This window comes from Planococcus circulans, from assembly GCF_020023385.1.
Taxonomy (GTDB): Bacteria; Bacillota; Bacilli; order Bacillales_A; family Planococcaceae; genus Planococcus.
Genome location: NZ_JAIQCL010000009.1, coordinates 35,819 through 53,603, shown reverse-complemented (window position 1 = coordinate 53,603; position 17,785 = coordinate 35,819). Strand labels below are relative to the sequence as shown.

General features: G+C 46.3%; 16 protein-coding genes. 6 read left to right on the top strand and 10 right to left on the bottom strand.

Going from position 1 to position 17,785, the window contains the following annotated elements:
- Positions 1 to 289 precede the first annotated feature (289 nt).
- The 4 genes from K8U60_RS14540 to K8U60_RS14525 all read left to right on the top strand — a co-directional run bounded on the left by K8U60_RS14540 (position 290) and on the right by K8U60_RS14525 (position 3,045).
- The gene (locus tag K8U60_RS14540) at positions 290 to 853 is read left to right on the top strand and encodes an HTH-type transcriptional regulator Hpr (protein ID WP_223641641.1); all 564 of its coding nucleotides are present in this window, start codon (positions 290 to 292) and stop codon (positions 851 to 853) included.
- A gap of 100 nt (positions 854 to 953) precedes the next feature.
- Positions 954 to 1,499 (top strand): DUF3267 domain-containing protein, encoded by a 546-nt coding sequence (locus tag K8U60_RS14535; RefSeq protein WP_223641639.1) that lies wholly within the window; start codon positions 954 to 956, stop codon positions 1,497 to 1,499.
- Positions 1,500 to 1,560: 61 nt separating this feature from the next.
- Positions 1,561 to 1,746 (top strand): hypothetical protein, encoded by a 186-nt coding sequence (locus K8U60_RS14530; RefSeq protein ID WP_006828367.1) that lies wholly within the window; start codon positions 1,561 to 1,563, stop codon positions 1,744 to 1,746.
- Positions 1,747 to 2,148: 402 nt separating this feature from the next.
- Complete coding sequence (locus K8U60_RS14525) at positions 2,149 to 3,045, top strand: peptidylprolyl isomerase (RefSeq protein ID WP_223641631.1); 897 nt, start codon at positions 2,149 to 2,151, stop codon at positions 3,043 to 3,045.
- Positions 3,046 to 3,594: 549 nt separating this feature from the next.
- On the opposite strand, the gene yhaM is transcribed toward K8U60_RS14525, so the two are convergent.
- The 5 genes from yhaM to K8U60_RS14500 all read right to left on the bottom strand — a co-directional run bounded on the left by yhaM (position 3,595) and on the right by K8U60_RS14500 (position 11,082).
- Positions 3,595 to 4,533 carry a 3'-5' exoribonuclease YhaM gene (gene yhaM, locus K8U60_RS14520; protein ID WP_223641629.1) on the bottom strand — a complete coding sequence of 313 codons (939 nt, stop codon included), beginning with the start codon at positions 4,531 to 4,533 and terminating at the stop codon, positions 3,595 to 3,597.
- A complete protein-coding gene (locus K8U60_RS14515) occupies positions 4,530 to 7,370 on the bottom strand; it encodes an ATP-binding protein (protein ID WP_223641627.1) in 2,841 nt (946 codons plus the stop codon). Before K8U60_RS14515 ends, yhaM begins: the two co-directional genes overlap by 4 nt.
- 4 nt (positions 7,371 to 7,374) lie before the next feature.
- On the bottom strand, positions 7,375 to 8,589 hold the full coding sequence (locus tag K8U60_RS14510; protein ID WP_223641625.1) for a metallophosphoesterase family protein: 1,215 nt from the start codon (positions 8,587 to 8,589) through the stop codon (positions 7,375 to 7,377).
- A 350-nt stretch (positions 8,590 to 8,939) separates the two neighbouring features.
- Entirely contained in the window at positions 8,940 to 10,190 is a 1,251-nt protein-coding gene (locus K8U60_RS14505) for an ABC transporter permease (RefSeq protein ID WP_223641623.1), read from the bottom strand.
- Positions 10,183 to 11,082 (bottom strand): ABC transporter ATP-binding protein, encoded by a 900-nt coding sequence (locus tag K8U60_RS14500; RefSeq protein ID WP_223641621.1) that lies wholly within the window; start codon positions 11,080 to 11,082, stop codon positions 10,183 to 10,185. Before K8U60_RS14500 ends, K8U60_RS14505 begins: the two co-directional genes overlap by 8 nt.
- 127 nt (positions 11,083 to 11,209) lie before the next feature.
- Between K8U60_RS14500 and K8U60_RS14495 the strand changes: the two genes are divergently transcribed.
- Complete coding sequence (locus tag K8U60_RS14495) at positions 11,210 to 11,395, top strand: YhzD family protein (RefSeq protein WP_191716611.1); 186 nt, start codon at positions 11,210 to 11,212, stop codon at positions 11,393 to 11,395.
- Positions 11,396 to 11,487: 92 nt separating this feature from the next.
- On the opposite strand, the gene K8U60_RS14490 is transcribed toward K8U60_RS14495, so the two are convergent.
- The 3 genes from K8U60_RS14490 to K8U60_RS14480 all read right to left on the bottom strand — a co-directional run bounded on the left by K8U60_RS14490 (position 11,488) and on the right by K8U60_RS14480 (position 13,868).
- On the bottom strand, positions 11,488 to 12,267 hold the full coding sequence (locus K8U60_RS14490; protein WP_223641619.1) for an enoyl-CoA hydratase: 780 nt from the start codon (positions 12,265 to 12,267) through the stop codon (positions 11,488 to 11,490).
- Between the two features lie 88 nt (positions 12,268 to 12,355).
- Positions 12,356 to 12,703, bottom strand: a complete 348-nt coding sequence (locus K8U60_RS14485) for a YlbF family regulator (RefSeq protein ID WP_223641617.1) — start codon at positions 12,701 to 12,703, stop codon at positions 12,356 to 12,358.
- Between the two features lie 22 nt (positions 12,704 to 12,725).
- Entirely contained in the window at positions 12,726 to 13,868 is a 1,143-nt protein-coding gene (locus K8U60_RS14480) for a DUF445 domain-containing protein (protein ID WP_223641615.1), read from the bottom strand.
- Between the two features lie 82 nt (positions 13,869 to 13,950).
- On the opposite strand from K8U60_RS14480, the gene K8U60_RS14475 reads away from it, so the two are divergent.
- Entirely contained in the window at positions 13,951 to 14,154 is a 204-nt protein-coding gene (locus K8U60_RS14475) for a YheE family protein (protein ID WP_223641613.1), read from the top strand.
- Between the two features lie 109 nt (positions 14,155 to 14,263).
- Here K8U60_RS14475 and K8U60_RS14470 read toward each other — a convergent pair whose 3' ends face one another.
- Both K8U60_RS14470 and K8U60_RS14465 read right to left on the bottom strand, forming a co-directional pair.
- Positions 14,264 to 16,018 carry an ABC transporter ATP-binding protein gene (locus K8U60_RS14470; RefSeq protein ID WP_223641604.1) on the bottom strand — a complete coding sequence of 585 codons (1,755 nt, stop codon included), beginning with the start codon at positions 16,016 to 16,018 and terminating at the stop codon, positions 14,264 to 14,266.
- A 2-nt stretch (positions 16,019 to 16,020) separates the two neighbouring features.
- Entirely contained in the window at positions 16,021 to 17,757 is a 1,737-nt protein-coding gene (locus tag K8U60_RS14465) for an ABC transporter ATP-binding protein (RefSeq protein WP_223641602.1), read from the bottom strand.
- Positions 17,758 to 17,785 lie beyond the last annotated feature (28 nt).

The window sequence follows — 17,785 nt, the reverse complement described above, 5'->3', positions numbered from 1 at the left end:
GCAGCTGTTTTTTTTGTGGGATATCTTATTCCCCCATTCAAAACTAAAAACGCAGTTTTCGGAACCTTCAATCTGTGAAAATAACTATTCAATGTCAGGTCAGTGTTTGCTGCTCTGCTTTGCTGTATCCAGCTTTTTGAATAGCTGATTACAACCGTTCTTTCCTGATCGAGTATGTTTTACAGTACTTCCCTATTGCTTTTGTAAATTATTTTACTATTCTTACTTTAATTACGTTTGCTTTACTGCTATAATAAAGAAAATATTTCGGAGGAAAGTTGGTGCTTGTGTGAATGAAAAGGAATATACCATGAAAGAGGCTATGCTGTTTAGCCAGCGCATCGGGCAATTGTCGAAAGCTTTGTGGAAAGCGGTGGAAAAAGATTGGCAGTTGTGGATAAAACCTTATGATTTGAATATTAATGAGCATCACATTCTTTGGATCTCCTACCACTTAAAAGGAGCTTCCATCTCAGATGTTGCTAAATTCGGCGTCATGCATGTTTCAACCGCTTTTAATTTCTCAAAAAAACTGGAAGAGCGTGAACTGCTATCTTTTTCGAAACGCGATACGGATAAGCGCAATACCTATGTACAACTGACTGAAAAAGGCGAGAAACTGATGCAGGAAATGATTGAGAATTATCATGAAACTCCGCACGCCGTTATCGACGGCTCCCTTCCATTGCGTGAACTGTATGGAAAGTTCCCTGAATTCATGGATATCATGGCCGTCATCCGAAACATTTACGGAGATGATTTCATGGAGATATTCGAAGCTTCCTTCAAAAATATCGAGAACAGATTCAGTGAAGAAAACCATGTCATTATGCACCAGGAAAGCCAGCAATAATCAGTAATTCCCCAAATTTAATTTATGGTTGCATTTCCTTATAAATCATTGTAATGTATGTATCGAATCAAAAATGAATTTATAAATAGGGGATGCACACATGCACTGCTGGAAAACAATTAATGTAAAAAAACAATATGGATTTGACCGGCTTTTCATGATATCAGCGCTTTTCGGAATCGCTGTTTTTATGGCCTCCTACATTGGGCTTGCGATTGCTTATGCCACACCTCTATCCGATCAGTATTTCCTGCTTTTCATCCTGGCTTTGCTGGCCATCTATCCGATCCACAAAATTCTGCATTTTTTGCCGATGATCGGATGCCACAAGTCCTTGAAGCTTATCATTCGAAAACAATTGAAAGTTTGTCCGGCTATTTTACTTCATATCAATGAACCGGTTCCAAAATTGCGTTTTCTTTTGTCATTGGCCACACCTTTTCTTTTCTTAAACACAGCCATTGTCACCTTAAGTATACTGATGCCTGCCTTCAGCCATTATTTCGCTATGCTTTTGGCCTATCACTGTGCGCTATGTTTGACGGATATCATCTATCTTCGCAATTTAGCGCGTTCTCCAAAGTATGCATTAATAGAAGAAACAGAGACTGGTTTTGAGATTTTAGTACCTCCAGTAGTCAGCTGATTCCTGCTTTTTCTTCCCGTCTTTGTTATACTAGGAAGTAAAGTCAGAGGGGAGGAAATCCATGATTATCGCATTCATTGTTATGTTCTCCGTGTTTTATCTTTTCCAGATCAACCGGATGACATTGGCATTAGTCACTTCTCGGGAAATCCCGGAAGAAAATCACCAAAAAATATTCCGTACCATTAACATATTGATCACAATACTACTGGTATCGTTGTATGTAGGCGTAGAATTTACACCTTAAATCACTTGCCTCCTGGCAAGTGTCTTTTTTTAGGAACTTTGCATACTGCGAATCGTTTATAGTATAGTAATTACTGCAACTATATAAGTTGAACTAAAGAATCATCATAAATAAGCCACTTCGGCGCTTTGGACAAGGCTCCCGCAATAAGCCAAGAAGACCACTCGTCTTATTGCTTCGCCGAGTCCTGAGCCGCGTCGACGCTAGAGAAAGCTCTAGAGATATGGAGCAAAACAGCGAAGACTCCATGGGGACCAAGCGAAGTGTTGAAATCCACTCGGGCGAAGAGCCCGAGTTAGTTCAGCGCGAGCCCCCAGGAAAGCGGAGCTGTTTTGCGGAATATCGGCTACTGTAGTTATTTTAGTTCAACTTATACAGATAGAAAGTTGGGAGCGAAATTCAATGAAAAAATCCTTTTTAACCATTACCCTGGCAGCATCTGTACTGGCTTTAGCTGCTTGCAGCGACAACGGTGAAAGCGAAGTCATCGTAACTTCTGATGCTGGAGATGTCACCAAAGATGAGCTTTACCAGGAAATGAAAACCTCAATCGGTGAACAGGCAGTACAGATTCTTATGATTGAAAAAGTGCTTGCTGAAAACTACGAAGTGACCGACGAAGAAGTGAATGCTGAATACGAAAGCAATAAAGAAGAACTTGGCGAAAGCTTCGATCAGTTTCTTGCTCAAAACAACCAAACAGAAGAAAGCTACAAAAAAGTCATCCGTTTGAACATATTGCAGGAAAAAGCATTGACTGAAGATGTTGAAGTGACCGACGAAGAAATCCAAGCGCAATATGACCGCCAAGGCACTGAGTTGAACGCACGCCATATTCTAGTGGCTGATGAAGAAACTGCCAACTCCCTTAAAAAGGAATTGGATGAAGGCGGCGATTTCGCTGCTTTAGCAGAAGAAAACTCAACTGATACAGCTTCTGGTGCTAACGGGGGTAACCTCGACTGGTTCGGCCCAGGAGCTATGGTTCCTGAATTCGAAGAAGTCGCTTATGGCCTTGAAGTTGATGAAATCAGTGAGCCGGTAGCCTCTGAATTCGGATTCCATATCATCCAGGTTCTTGAGAAACGCCAGGTGGAAGACCAGCCGGCATTGGAAGATCAAAAAGAAGAGATCCGTTCTGAAATCGCACTTTCAAAAGCAGACCAAGCAACCCTGCTTCCGAAAGTTGCTGAATTGATGAAAGAAGCAAATGTCGAGATCCAAGACGAAGATCTTGAAGGTGCACTGGATGATATCTTAAATCCACAACCTGCTCCTGAAGCCGCTCCTGCAGAATAATAACTGAAGATCTAAAAACTCCCGTTTCCTGTATAGGAAACGGGAGTTTGAGCTTGTAGAGAAAAGAATATTGATGTCATTTAAAGAATGAATCTACATTTCATCCTGTTTATACCGGATCCTGCGCTTCAGGCGGACGCTTTCCACGGGCTCGCGCAGGAGTCGCCGCCTTGTGCTCTGGATCCTTGAGTGAAGGGTTTTCTAGATTTGTTAGGACTATTTTTTCTAGAGCAGACTAGCAAGCTTCTCTCTTTGATTGAAGCAACATGCCCCCAACCGGGCTGGCCACGAAGACTCCTGTGGGAGCAGCGCAGCGACGAAAGCTGAAGACCCCGCAGGAAAGGCATTGGCCGAAACTTGTGAGGTCAAGCCTTTGCGACGAAGCTAGCGCAGCGATGCAGGAGCATGGTGTTCAATACAGGCTGAAGCTGAGCCCACGGAAAGCGAAGTGGCCGGACCGGTTGGGGATTATGCACCGCTATACATTTTGGTCAGAGTTTGTCTACAGTCTGAACTCCCGTTTCCAGTATAGGAAACGGGAGTTTTTCTTTAGATTTTCGGTTTATAGAATGAACGATTATCCAATGCAAAGACACGTTCGGAAAATTCGCCTTCCTTGGTTTTTCCAAGAACCCGATCCATCATCATCATCTTGGCATCGATATTGTCTATATAATGCAGGATTTCCGCTTCTTTGAGCATCGGCTTTTTCGGGCTGCCCCATTCTTCCTTACCGTGGTGAGAGAGAATGATATGCTGCAAGAGCATGACTTCTTCCCCTTCAATCTCCAGCTCTTCTGCGGCTTTCGCCACTTCCGTCACCATGATGGAAATATGGCCGATTAAATTGCCTTCCACTGTATAGGTTGTGGCAATCGGACCCGAAAGCTCAATTACTTTGCCGATGTCATGCAGAATAATTCCCGCGTACAACAGATCCTTATTCAAGCCTGGATAGATATCGACCAATGACTTGCCCAGTTTCAGCATTGAAACGACATGATCCGCCAATCCGGAAACGTAATCATGATGATTGCGCGTCGCTGCTGGATATGTCAAAAATTGCTGCTGATATTTTTTCAGCATAAAACGGGTAATCCGCTGAATTTGCGGGTTTTCCATTTCAAATAGATACTTCATCACTTCTTCCAGCAATTCTTCTGTTGATTTTTCCGATGACGGCATCAAATCTGCAATCGATTGGTTTTCCTCAGGCTTTGCCGGGCGGATGCTTTTAATGCGCAGTTGATTCTTTCCTCTGTAATTATGGATTTCTCCACCTACACGGACAATCGTTTCTGCTGCGAATATTTTTTCCTGTTCATCTTTTGTATCCCATAACTTTGCTTCAATATCGCCGCTTTTGTCTTGCAACACCAACGAAATAAATGGGTTCCCCGTAGTTGTGACTCCCTTGACAGACTGCTTGATCAGCAGGAATTCGTCGACGGTCTCGCCAACTGCACGCTGTGTAATGCCTTTAGTCATGAATGAACGCTCCTTTCGGTATTGGCCACTTTGATGATCTGCGCGTTAGGCCAAGCCTGTTGCATGCCTTCGTGGCAAGTGAAATAAATGAACTGATGCTCTTTTTGCAGCTCTGTCACTAAGTTTATCATTTGCTGCAGACGACTGCGATCAAAATGGACAAAAGCATCGTCCATAATAATCGGAAATGGATGGCTGTTCTTCATCGATATGGCTAAAGACAGCCTCAATGCCAGATAAGCCTGCTCTTTGGTCGCCTGGCTGAGCTCAGCAATACGGAAATACGTACCGTCCTGACGTTCCGCTTCGAAATACCCATCCATGTTCATCGCCAATCCTTTATAGGCACCATTGGTCAACCTATCGAAGTAAAGCTGTGCATTGTTCAGCACGGCCGGCAGTTTCTTTTCCTTCAACTCTTCCATCGTTTGGTTGATCGCTTCCACAACTGCTTTATTGATGGACCATTGCTGCGCCAACTCAGTGAACTCCGCTTTTTTCCCCTCAAATTCCTGCTGTTTTTCTTCGTAGGAGGTATCCGACAACAACAAACGCGTCAATTGCTGTTTATCCGCCTGTTCAGCCAGCAACTCATGTCGCTCTGCTTTCAGTTTGGCCAACTGGATCTGACATCTCTCCATAGCCAATTCAACATCAGCAAGCTGCCAGCCATCCGGCAATTCATTGTCTCCGATGGACTGCAATTGGCCATCGATAAGCGCAAGCTCTCTTTCCAACTGCTGTTTCCGCTCCCACGCATCTGCAGCATGATAGAAAGCGGGAACATTTTCTGCTTGGGCATATTCCAGCAAATTCTGCTGTTCTTTTTCAAGCTGCTCCCGGTAAACAGTCAAGCGACTGATTTCCTGCTCCACCCCCGCTTGCTTTTCTTTTATTTTTAGCCATTCTGCCTGCTGCTGCTTTCGATGTGCCAACTCTGAACGCAAAGCCGGCATCAGTTCACCTGCTGCCAGCTCTTTACCGCATGCCGCTTCTGCTTTCTCCAGCCATTCCTTCTGCCGCTCTTCCAGTACACGGATTTCATCTTCGATCCGCTTCAGCCGAGAATGCACATGATGCACCTTGCGGATTTTTCCGAACAATTCCAGGATCATCGTACGGCTTACTTCCGGCTGTAGGCCGATCTGCGACAGATAGTGGCGATAAGCAACTTTTGCTGAATAATCAGGTTCTGCTGTTGAATAGCTGACAATTTTCTTTTTAATGGCATCCCGTTGAGCCATCAAATGATCCAGGTGACGATCAAATTCCGCAACTTTTTTCGCAACAGCTTCATATTCGCTTTCTTTGCCGGCGTACTCGTTGAGTACCGCCTCGTATTCTGCCGATAGCTCGCCCGGCTTCTGCGTTTTGAGAAACAGCCAGATACCCACTCCGATTGCCGCTGCACCCAATACCATCAATACCGCTGAAGTTTGGATAAATCCATATGCCGCTAGAATTAACCCCAATACAATCATCATATAGTTGATTAGGGGTCCATTTCCGCTGCTGGCCTGTTGAAATTTTGATGCGGCTTTGGCTTCTGCCAATTCTGCTGAGATGGCTGGCCATTGTTCGGCAGCGAGCCGTTCTTTTCCAGGAGGCTCCCCCGCCAAAAAAGATGTCAGCTCATGCTCTGTTTGAGCCAATTTGTTTTTCTCTTCCTGCAGATTGCGCAACCGGAAACGCTGGTCCTCTTCTTCCACGTCCACATCCTTCAGCTTGCCAAGCATTTGTTCTTCATTGCTCAAAGAGACCTCCACAGCCAATGCTTGCTGTTTCGACAGGCCAAGCAGTGACAAGGTGATCTCGCAGTCTTCTGACAGTTCCGTATGCTCCTGGCGCTGTTGTTCCAGCTGTAGCCGCAGTTGATGCCAATCCGATTCACGGTTCAACAGGTTTTCCAGGATAGAGACAGGTTCTCCTGCTTCGACAGCAGGCAAACTGTTCTGCTGGTTCACCGCGTGATCCACATCGGCTTTTGTTTCCGATAGCTTGTCCATCAGGCGATCCATCTGTCTTTTGCCATCCGCTGGAAACTGTACAAGCTCCAAAGCTTGAATCTGTTCTGTTAACCTCTTTTTATCAGCAAGCAATGGAGATGCCTGCTGCCATTTCCCAAGTTTTTTCAGTTCCTGGTCTATTTGCGCTTCTTCGCTTTCACTAGTTAACAGCCGACGTTCGATTTCCCGCAGACGCTCGATAGAAGGGCCATAAAGCTCTGTCCGTTCCCGGTACTCCTTCAGCTCACCTTCAATACTGCGGAGCTCATCAGCCAGTCTATTCATCGCCGGGGTACGTCCACCCTTCTTGAACAGCTGCGCCATTTCTTTTTCCAACTGGCCTTCCAGGCGCGTCACCGCATCGATGCCTGTGGTTCCTGAAGCCAGCAGGGTACGGCTCAATTCTGTCTCACTGAGCCCTTCGAGGCCCTGCAATTCATGGATGGAAAATGAAAAAACCGCTTCAAACGAAGCACGGTCATAATTGCGCAGCAGTTGTTTGAGCTCCGCTTCTGCTCCTCGTCTGCCATCTTCAAACCAGATCGTGACATCTCCAGCAGATTTTCCTTTTATCCGCTCAATCACCAGTCTTCCATATTGCGGATCGGAAATATGGAGCTGCCCCCCGTGTTTCCCCCCGTCTTTCGGTTCATAGCGTAATTGCGTCCCGTTGCGTGCAGGAAAACCAAATAGAATCTGGATGATGAATTGCTGCATGGTTGTTTTTCCGGCTTCATTGGGCCCATAGAACAACGCCATTTGATCGGTCAGATCAATTGTCCGGTTCTCATGCCTGCCGAAGCCATAAATGATCAGTTTCTCGATTTTCATCCCGTCACTCTCCTGCCAGCATACTGCGCCGAATTTTTTGTGCGGCTGCTTGTTGAAGATCCCCGACGGATTGATCTGCCAATGGCTCTAAAAAACGACTGCTTTTCGGATGCCTGTATAAATCCTTCAACACCGTTTTCCATTCTTCTGTACTCCACCCTTCGATTGTCTGAACCAGTGTAGCCCCGAGCGGTGACAGTTCTGTTTCACTCTCTGCCTGTTGAAACTGAATCCCTTGGATCCAAATAAAATAATCCAGTGCGTCCATCGATTCCTGTAATGTTTCCAGCAATTCGCTCTCTGGAATTTCGGCCAACAGCTGAAAACTTTCCCGATCCAGCTCAGTAAACACGATATCCACAATCGCCGTACCCGCTGCTTCCCCCAATAGGCTCAGCTCCTGTCGGCAGGCATCGATCAATTCATTCATATGGAGGAGTTCTTTGACCGGAATGGCCACCTGCTCGAATTGAACGACTGACGTGGGGATGAACTCCAGGGCAGTATCCCTTTTCGACAGTGTTACATCGTAGAAGCCTTTTACGCCGGATTCCTTGCGGTGGCGTCCTTGAATGTTGCCCGGGTAAATGATGGAAGGCTCCCTGTGAAGTTCCTGGCGTTTATGGATATGACCAAGTGCCCAATAATCGTAGTGTTTGCTGAGCAGCTGTTCTTTTTTGAAAGGTGCGTAAACAGCATGGGTAGCATCACCCTCGAGGCTGCCATGCAACATACCGATCTGGTAGCTGTCCGGTGTCGCTTGGGGATAATGCTCGACCATCGATTCACTGACATGGCGTTTGCCATAGCTGAATCCGGTCAAGACCACGGGTCCTCCTGCAGTTTGCAGTTTAAATTGGGACACTGAATCATCGAATGCATGGACATTTTCCGGGAGATTGAAACGCGTCCAATTGCCGCTGAGATGATCATGGTTGCCATAACTGATGATTACTGGAATCTTCTGCTCCGCCAACTGATGCATCCCCTGTTGAAAACGGGCTTGTGCACGGATGCTGCGGTCTTCACCGTCATAGATATCTCCAACAATCAAGATGAAATCAGGCTTTGTTTTGAGGGCATGCTGAATAAGCCGATCGAAAGCATCCAAAGTGCTGTCTTTCAGCTTTTTCCACTGCTCTTTCCGCAAACCTTTCATACCGACAAACGGACTTCCCAAATGCAGATCTGCTGTGTGGATAAAACGAATGGACTCCATAATTAACCCCTTTTATAGACCGAATATTTGTTCCTATTTTACCATGGAAATCTCATAAAAAAAACTGTTTGCAAGAAACTTCCTGCAACAGCTATCTTATGGTTTCTTTAAATTGAACTAACCATTTATCACAGAAACAATTTTGTGAAAGATATTCCACAAACCAGCTCCTAAAAAACCGGTGCTCCTGCATCGCTGCGCTAGCTTCGTCCGCGGAAAGCATCCGCCTGGAGCACTTTCTCCGGTTCTTCACGCCTATTGAGTAAAAAAAGTAAATTCTTTAGTTCAACTTATATAAGAAGTCTACTTTTATAAAAGAATGGCTTTTAACTAACGCCGCTAATTCCCGATTATTTATTATTCCCTAATCGGATGGCTTTACGGATGTCCTTCAGCGATTGGGACGAGCCGTACATCAGGACGCCGCCGCGGTAGACACGGGCACCGAACCAGCCGAGGATCCCGATAGTCACCAGCATGATCGCGATGGACAACAGCGGCTCCCATAATGGCAGATCCAACATGCCGACACGCAGGAACATCACCAAAGGCGCAAAGAAAGGAATAAAGGAAGCAACGGTCACGTAACCGGCTTCCGGTATCGAAATTCCCGAAAACGCGATAAGTGAGCCGATGATGATCAAAATCATCATCGGCAGCATCAATTGCTGCACATCTTCGGTCCGGCTGACCAATGACCCCAGCAATGCGGCAAGCACCGCATACAGGAAATAGCCCAGCAGGAAAAAGAGGATGGCGAACAGGAAAGTACTGATTTTGACTTCTGAAAAGCCCATGACGCTAAAGAAGCCTTCCGTCAGATCAGTGCCGGCCGTTTTTATAGCGAAATAGCCGGCCAATCCGAAAATCATCATCTGTAATATTCCCAAGCTGCCGATGCCAGCGATTTTTGCGAACATATGCTTAACCGGCGACACACTAGAAATCAGAATCTCCATAACACGGGAAGATTTTTCTGTTGCCACTTCCATAGCAATCATATTCGGATAGTAGATGACTGCTACGTAAATCAGCATGATCAGAACGTAGACAAGCCCTCTTGCCTGACTCAGTTCTTCCTGCGATTTGGAGGATTCCGAAATAGCTTGTCGTTCAAATTCGACCGGCATGAACAATTGACCCACCTGATTATCGTCCAAACCAAGCGATTCAGCAGTCAAAGATGTATGTATGGCTTGAACTGCATTTTCAATTTCCATGCCACTGCCCATTTCGTTGGCGGATTCCGAAACATAGCGGGCGCCCAACTGGCTATTCTGCGTCAAAACCAAATAATCATCGATGGTGCCTTCTTCAATGCTTTGCTGCAGTTCTTCTTCCGTCAGAAAGGTAGGGACAGCTTCGATGCCACTGTCCATCAAATCAAGCTGGTTCTGCAGCTCAGGTACGAGTTCTGAAGTTTCATCAAGCACGTGCAGCACATTCTCCTCGGATTCCTCATTATCGAAAAGGGAGATGATGTTCGGTATATTCGCCAAAAGAAAAAAGGAGGCGACGACAATCAATGTCGTGATGATAAAGGATTTTGTTCTTGCTTTGGTCATAAACGCCTGTTTAAAGATAATCCAAAAACTATGCATGGGTTTTCCCCACCTTCGCAATGAAAATTTCCTCCAGAGAAGGTTCTTCTACCGCAAAATGGCGTAAGGTTCCCAACTCCATGGCTTTCTTCAGGAGAACTTGGGCTGCATTTTCTTCTGTAATCTGAAACAAGGCGCCCTCTTTTGTTTTAGTGAAATGATCGACTCCCTCAATTTCGCTTAAGCGGCTGAGGTCAGCGTCCATATTCAACCGCACTTTCAGCTTGCCGAATGACCGTTTCACTTCCCGAATTGAGCCTCCAGCAACTACTTTTCCGCGATCCAATATGCTCATCTCATCACATAATTCCTCAACATGATCCATCCGGTGGCTGGAAAAGACGATGGTTGCTCCCTGCTTCTGAAAATCCAGGATGGCTTTTTTTAGCATTTCCACATTGACCGGATCGAGCCCTGAAAAAGGTTCATCCAATATCAATAACGAAGGTTTATGCAAAAGCGACGCAATCAATTGGATTTTTTGTTGATTGCCTTTGGACAATTCTTCTACTTTTTTCTGGCTATAGTGCGGTACTTCAAATCGCTCCAGCCAGGCAGCCGTTTCGCGCTTCGCGTCCACTTTCGTCATCTTGCGCAGCTGTGCCAAGTAAATCAGCTGCTCTTCAACTTTCATCTTCGGATACAGGCCGCGTTCTTCCGGCAGATAGCCGATATCCGGACTGCTCGCATATGTAATGGGCTTCCCTTTCCAGCGTACTGTTCCGTGTGTAGGATCCAAGAGCCCCAAAATCATTCGGAACGTTGTCGTCTTACCCGCTCCGTTGGCCCCGAGGAATCCGTGCATCCCTCCTTCTTCAATCGACAACGAAAGATCGTCCACCGCTGTAAAATCACCGAATTTTTTTGTTACTTGTTTTACATGTAAAGCCATTTCCGGTCGCCCCTCTCTTTCTACTTATTACGAAACATCTGACGAAATGTTTCAAAAATTGCAGGACTTTTCAAAAGAAACCCTTTATACTTAAAATGAATATCCATTCAGAAAGGATTGATTCCGCTTGAGAACCTACAAATTGACTGCATTCGAACAAACAGGCAAACAGATAATGGACGAAACATTTACGGCCGAAACGGATGAGGAAGCGCGTGACAAAGGAAAAGCCATCCTGGAAGAAAAGGGGCTGACCAAACAAACGCACCGACTGGCATCACCTGCTGGTAAACTTCTTCTTTTTCATTCATAGAAATACAAAAAGCATGACGGGGATTTTCCGCCATGCTTTTTTCTGCTATTCAATAAAGGAGCTATAAAACCCCCGCTAGTCGATAGCTTTCTTCAATTGCCCTTAAATTCGGGTTTGCGTTTTTCGACGAATGCCTGGATGCCTTCCAGATGATCCGCTGATTTCCGCATGGCTGACTGTGCCTTCGCTTCCATTTCCAGCACGTTCTCCAACTCATCCACTTTCAAATGATGAAGGATATGCTTGGATGCCAATTTGGCACTTAGCGGGGAAGCAATCGCTTCAGCTGCATAGCTTTCAGCCTGTTCAATACCACGCCCTTCGGCTGTCACTTCCTCAATCAGGCCTTTTGCTAAGGCATCATGCGCTTTTAAAGTCTGCCCTGCCCAAATGATCTGCTTCGCTTTCGGTACGCCGACGCGTTCTTTCATAAAGAAATGGCCGCCGCCATCAGGCACGAGGCCGATGCCGATAAAGTTCATGGCCAATTTGCTGTTTTCTTCCGCAATCACATGATCACAAGCCAATGCCATACTGAAACCGAGCCCTGCAGATGCACCGTGTATCACAGCAATTGTAATCTGCGGCAGTGTGTAAAGCGCTTTTGCCAACCGGCTAACGTCTTTCATGACCAAGTCGATATCCATGGGATTTTCCGGATCCATCATCTCCTTGATGTCACCGCCGGCTGAGAATGCTCTTCCTTCACCACGGATGATCAACACCTGAACCGTGCTGTCCTGCAGCAGTGATTCAAAGCAATCCGCCAATTCTTTCATCATCGTGCCATTCATCGCATTCATTGATTTCGGCCGATTCAGAACCAGTTGGCCGATACGCCCTTGTTTCGTTAATTCAATTGTCTCATACATAAAAAAAGACACCCCTTCGTAAAAATGAATTTTCATTCACCTTTACGTATTCGGTGTCTCTCTTTTAAAACCCTTTATTTCTGTAAAATTACATGCTTTCGTATAACGACTGCACCGGTTTGATCAAGACACGGTTCACTTCTTCGATCATTTGGCTCAATCCCATTTCGGCTTCAAGCATTGCCAAAATCTTTTCGTTCTGCTGAGCTGCTTGTGCAGTGCTCTGCGCGTTCATCATTTCTTCTTCAGTGATTTCTTCACCTTGTGTCTGTTTTTGCTGAAGAGAGATCTGTAAGTCGCGGAAAGTCTTGAACAATTCGTTCGCTTCGTTGTCTGCAGTCACTTGCGCCACAGCCTCTTCCAATTTCTTGAACTCATCTGTCGCACGGAACGTGCTTTCCAATTTGTTGATGTCGTCGTAAATGTTTACTGCCATTTTCATCAATCTCCTTCTGTAGTCAGTTTAGTACCATGACGAAAATCCCTTGGAAGATTCCGATGAATCCTCCCAGAAAAGCGCCCAGTACGGTAATCATCTTAAATTCTCTCCGTGAAATCCCAAGCACCAATTCTTCCAGGCGGCTGAGCGGCAGAGAATCGACTTGCTCTTTCACCATACCTTCCATATCGATCTTCAATATGGTTTCTTCCAGTTTATGCTCCCCTTGCTCGAAGACAAAGTCTGTCACAAGTGGAGTTATATTGACACTTGTCCATTCTAACCCTCCAGGCCAAGTCTCTGCAAGTGTTGCGTTTAAACGCGTGGATACTGCTGCTTTTTCACGGACATACTGCTTCACTGCTGCCAAAGCCGTGTCAAAATCAAATTCCTTCAGCAATTCATCGACTCTGCGGTCTTGCACCTTTTCCCATTCACTGAACGCCAAGGTTCCAATGAGTTCGAACGTTCTTGGTGAGTTGAGGAATTTGATGATTTCCGGTTGGATGCGGTCAACCAAAGGCTTTGACTCACCCAGCAACGAATGCAGCATATGGCCGAAACGCCCGCGCGATTCCAGAAATTCGTCCAACAACGACTTGATGGTCTGCCTGCCATGCGGCGATTCGAAATAGGTCGTACCTTGATCGATTGCGTACTGCACACCTTCAAAAAGTTTTGTCTCAGTTTCCGCTTTCCAGTTTTCGGGCATGAGTTCTCGGATGGTCTTGCCCGCAATATAGGCTTGCAGCGAATCCTTCTGAAGTTCGACCAATTCATCCAGCTTTGCCTCGATTTTACGATCCATTTCCGTTTGCCCGGCTGCCAGCAGCCAGTCATTGAATGTTTTCGGCGAATCAAACACATGCTTGTTCAATTGACGATTGATCCATTTCTCTGTTTTCATATGCATTTCTTTATTGAAGAAACGCTTTTTGAACGTTTCCGGGGTTAATAGATGCTCAACGACGGTTCTTCCCAATTGACGGGATAATTCATCGCGCCGTTTCGGGATGAGCCCGGGTGTCAACGGAACACGCCACTTGCCGATATATTTTGCCTCGTAAGGCCAAAAAAGCATTTTAATCGCTAAATGGTTTGTGACCCCACCAATCAATGCGCCTACGACTGCCATAAAAGCTAAAGTCCATATAATATTCACTTTTGTCACTCATTTCTTTTTCTGCTTTGTGTATTCGGTGAAATCCCCTATAATGGAAGGTGCAAGGTAAGGGGGAATCTGCATGCTTCAGCATTTTAAATTCAAGCCGATGTTCGAAAATCGTCAACTGCCGGGATGGGACATTTCCTTCTTTTATAAAAATGAACGGATTTCCGGAGAGTATCATCCGGATGGCAGCATCCTGTGGCGCTCGAAAGCACCACAGGACGAAGACACCATCAAAACCATGATTCACGAGCTGATGCTCTACCATGTATACGATTAAAGCGCGGGAAAGTTCCTGCGCTTTTTTTCGTCCGCTCTTTCAATTATAGGGAAGGCCAGCTGAATTTAACAGCGATAGCTCCGTGAACTCAAAAAAAGGGAACGCCCCTTTACCCAACTGATTGGGTTTGGGACATTCCTGATTGAATTTTGTACATCTGGAAATAGGTGCCGCCAAGCTTCATCAATTCCTCATGGGAACCGGCTTCAGCAATTTCTCCTTTTTCCAGCACCAGTATGCGGTCTGCATTCTTGATGGTCGACAGACGATGCGCAATGATAAACGTCGTTCTGCCTTTTTTCAATACATCCATGGCATGCTGGATGATTTCTTCCGTCTCCGTATCGATATTCGAAGTTGCCTCATCCAGTATCAAGATGGCGGGATCGAATGCCAATGCTCTCGCAAAGGACACCAATTGACGCTGTCCGGAAGAAAGCGTGCTGCCTTTTTCTACGACCGGCTCATCGATTCCTTTCGGCAGGTGGTTCAATACCCGCTCGCCGCCCACTGCTGCCAAAGCATCGATGACCATTTGCCTGGTAATCCGCTCATCTCCGAGCGTGACATTCGACTCGATCGTTCCACTGAACAGATAAGGATCCTGCAGCACGATGCCCATATGCTCCCTTACCGATTGTCTTGGCATGTCATTGACGTTGATGCCGTCGATGGTTATGCCTCCTTCGCTGACATCGTAGAAGCGGAACAACAGGTTCATGATGGAACTTTTGCCCGAACCGGTATGGCCAACCAATGCCACCGTCTCCCCTTGCTTCGCTTCAAAGCTTATATCCTTTAGCACATATTCCTTCTCTTTATAGGCAAACCAGACTTTTTCAAAGCGGACATTGCCCTGATAACGCGCTATTTTTTTATCCACTACTGGTTCTCCACTTTGATCCAGCAAGCGGAATACCCGTTCAGCAGCCACCAATGCCTGCTCCAGGCGGCCGAATTGATTGACGATGCCGTTGATCGGGTTGAACAGCCGGATGATGTAGTCGATGAACGCATACAGAACTCCGACCGTCACTACTGTGTTTCCGGACAGGGAAGCTCCTCCAAAATACCAGACGAACAAGATGAAGGTCATGGACCGCAACACGCCGACCAGGTTATAGGAAGCCGCTCCTTCAAGCACCAATAATTTCTTTTGGTATTTGTAATGCTCATCGTTCAGTTCCTCGAATTCATCCTTCATCTGGCGTTCCCGGCGGAATGCCTGGATGATCGTCATTCCCTGAATCGACTCATTGATCATCGCATTCATTTCACTGACTTTTTCGCGTACGATGTGATTGTAGCGAGCCGCATATTTGCGGTAGATCAGCATCCATACATACAGCAGCGGAATCAGCACCAATGTCATAGCCGCCATTTTCCAGTCGAGATAAAACAGCGCTATATAAATACCGCCCATATACATGAAGCTCGTTGCAAATTGAGACAACACTGTCACGAACAAATCTCGGATCGCTTCTGTGTCGTTGGTGATGCGTGCGACCACTTTTCCTGCCGGCAGATTATCAAAATACCGGATCGGCAAGGTCTGCGTGTGTTCGTATACATCATTGCGCATCTTCCGGATAATCCGGTTGGCCCCTTTCTGCAGGAGAATGGATTGCCAGTAGCGGAAAATCGCGGTGACGATCGCCAATACAAAGAACAGAGCCAGCAGGTAAGCAATCGGTTCAAAGTTCACCGTCCCGTCTGAAACTGCTATATGGTTATCGATGATCTCTTTGGCGATCAGCGGTGCTGCGAGATCCGCAGCCACTGCAATCGCCAGCATCACCAATCCGGAAATCAAGACGCTTTTAAAATTCATTGCATATTGTACTAATCGTTTTCCTGTCCCCATGCTTACACCTCCTCGATTTGCTGTCGGAGGAATTGTTCATTATACCAACCGTTTGTCTTCAGCAAATCCTCATGAGTTCCTTCTTCTATAATCTTCCCATCATCCAGCACCACGATCCAATCGGCGTGCTTCACAGCAGACAGCCGGTGCGTCGTGATGATCGTCGTCTTGCCAGACCGTTCTGCCTGGATATTCTCAATGATCCGTGCTTCGGTCTTCGCGTCGACCGCTGAAAGCGAGTCATCGAGGATGAGGATTTCCGGATTCTTGATCAATGCACGCGCTATTGAAATCCGCTGTTTCTGGCCGCCGGATAATGCTACGCCTTTTTCACCGACGAGCGTATCCAGTCCACTAGGCAATAACGCCAAATCTTTTTCAAAGTAGGACAGGCGAAGTGCATCGATCAGCTCTTCTTCACTGGCATCCGATTTGCCGAAGAGGATATTTTCCCGGATGGTCCGTGAAAACAGGACATGATCCTGTGGCACGTAACCAACCCAACTGCGCAATTGATCTTTCGTCAATTTCTTCAATTCGATTCCATTCATCAGGATCGAGCCCTGCCCAGTTGGATACTCCCGCATCAGCTGTTTGACGAAAGTCGATTTCCCACTTCCTGTCTTGCCGACAATACCGAGCGTCTGTCCACTGTTCATCGATAAGTTGATGCCTTGCAGATTGATGGAACTTGACTGTGGATAAGTGAAACTGAAATCCTTGAAGCCGATGTTCTCCGGCCGTCCGGTTTTGGCAGGCTCTTTCGGATCAGTGACATCTTCTGGATAATCCAATGTTTCATTGACACGGTCCAGGGAAGCATTTCCACGCTGCAGGATATTGATCAGTTCCCCGATTGCGAACATCGGCCAGACAATCATGCCGAGATAGACATTGAAAGCTACCAGATCCCCCAGTGACATGGTGCCTTCAGCCACGAGAAATGCACCATAGCCGAGGCCGATCATATAACTGATGGATGTCAGCACTTTGGTCACGGGCGCAAACAATGCGTCGATTCGTTCGACCGCCATGTTTTTTTCGTAGACATCATCCGTCATATCCGCAAATCGCTGTTCCGACGCGCGTTCCTGAACATAGGCGCGGATTACACGAACGCCTCCGACCGATTCCAGCACGCTATCATTCATATCGCCGAACGCTTCCTGGGCTTCCATATAGCGGACGTGGATTTTCTTGCCCAGCATCTGAACGATGATAGCCAGAATCGGCAATGGAATCATTGCCAGGAACGTCAATTCCCAGGAAACCAGCATACCCATGGCAATAATAATGGTTGCCATATACAAAGTGGAATCCACCAGCGTCAAAATACCGAATCCCGCAGTCTCAGAAATCGCCTTCAGGTCATTGGTGGCACGTGCCATCAAGTCGCCTGTCCGGTTTTTCTCGTAAAAAGTCGGAGTCATTTTCAGGAAATGCCCCATGAGACTGGAGCGAAGCTGGCGTTCTATGACATATGCCCCTCCGAATAATTGGTACTGCCAGACGAAATTGATCAAATAAGCCAATACCAAGGCTACTGCCAGAACCGCAATGTACTGCCACATCAATTCTGAAGTCAATTGCTCCTGTGCAATGGCATCAATGGCAACGCCGATCAGCCAAGGCGGAATAATTTCTAAGATATTTGCTATAAACAGGAGAACAACGGCTGTAGTATAACGCAGCCAGTTTTCTTTAAAAAACCATTTTAATTTCCATAACACGTCAAACATTGTTTACGCCTTCTTTCTTTTTTCCAAA

Excerpts from the sequence above, each read along its gene's own strand:
- K8U60_RS14490 (WP_223641619.1), bottom strand. The coding sequence starts at position 12,267 with ATGTATGAGACAATTGAATTAACGAAACAAGGGCGTATCGGCCAACTG.
- K8U60_RS14505 (WP_223641623.1), bottom strand. The coding sequence starts at position 10,190 with ATGCATAGTTTTTGGATTATCTTTAAACAGGCGTTTATGACCAAAGCA.
- K8U60_RS14515 (WP_223641627.1), bottom strand. The coding sequence starts at position 7,370 with ATGAAAATCGAGAAACTGATCATTTATGGCTTCGGCAGGCATGAGAAC.
- K8U60_RS14525 (WP_223641631.1), top strand. The coding sequence starts at position 2,149 with ATGAAAAAATCCTTTTTAACCATTACCCTGGCAGCATCTGTACTGGCT.
- yhaM (WP_223641629.1), bottom strand. The coding sequence starts at position 4,533 with ATGACTAAAGGCATTACACAGCGTGCAGTTGGCGAGACCGTCGACGAA.
- K8U60_RS14475 (WP_223641613.1), top strand. The coding sequence starts at position 13,951 with ATGCTTCAGCATTTTAAATTCAAGCCGATGTTCGAAAATCGTCAACTG.
- K8U60_RS14470 (WP_223641604.1), bottom strand. The coding sequence starts at position 16,018 with ATGGGGACAGGAAAACGATTAGTACAATATGCAATGAATTTTAAAAGC.
- K8U60_RS14500 (WP_223641621.1), bottom strand. The coding sequence starts at position 11,082 with ATGGCTTTACATGTAAAACAAGTAACAAAAAAATTCGGTGATTTTACA.
- K8U60_RS14530 (WP_006828367.1), top strand. The coding sequence starts at position 1,561 with ATGATTATCGCATTCATTGTTATGTTCTCCGTGTTTTATCTTTTCCAG.
- K8U60_RS14465 (WP_223641602.1), bottom strand. The coding sequence starts at position 17,757 with ATGTTTGACGTGTTATGGAAATTAAAATGGTTTTTTAAAGAAAACTGG.
- K8U60_RS14510 (WP_223641625.1), bottom strand. The coding sequence starts at position 8,589 with ATGGAGTCCATTCGTTTTATCCACACAGCAGATCTGCATTTGGGAAGT.
- K8U60_RS14535 (WP_223641639.1), top strand. The coding sequence starts at position 954 with ATGCACTGCTGGAAAACAATTAATGTAAAAAAACAATATGGATTTGAC.
- K8U60_RS14485 (WP_223641617.1), bottom strand. The coding sequence starts at position 12,703 with ATGGCAGTAAACATTTACGACGACATCAACAAATTGGAAAGCACGTTC.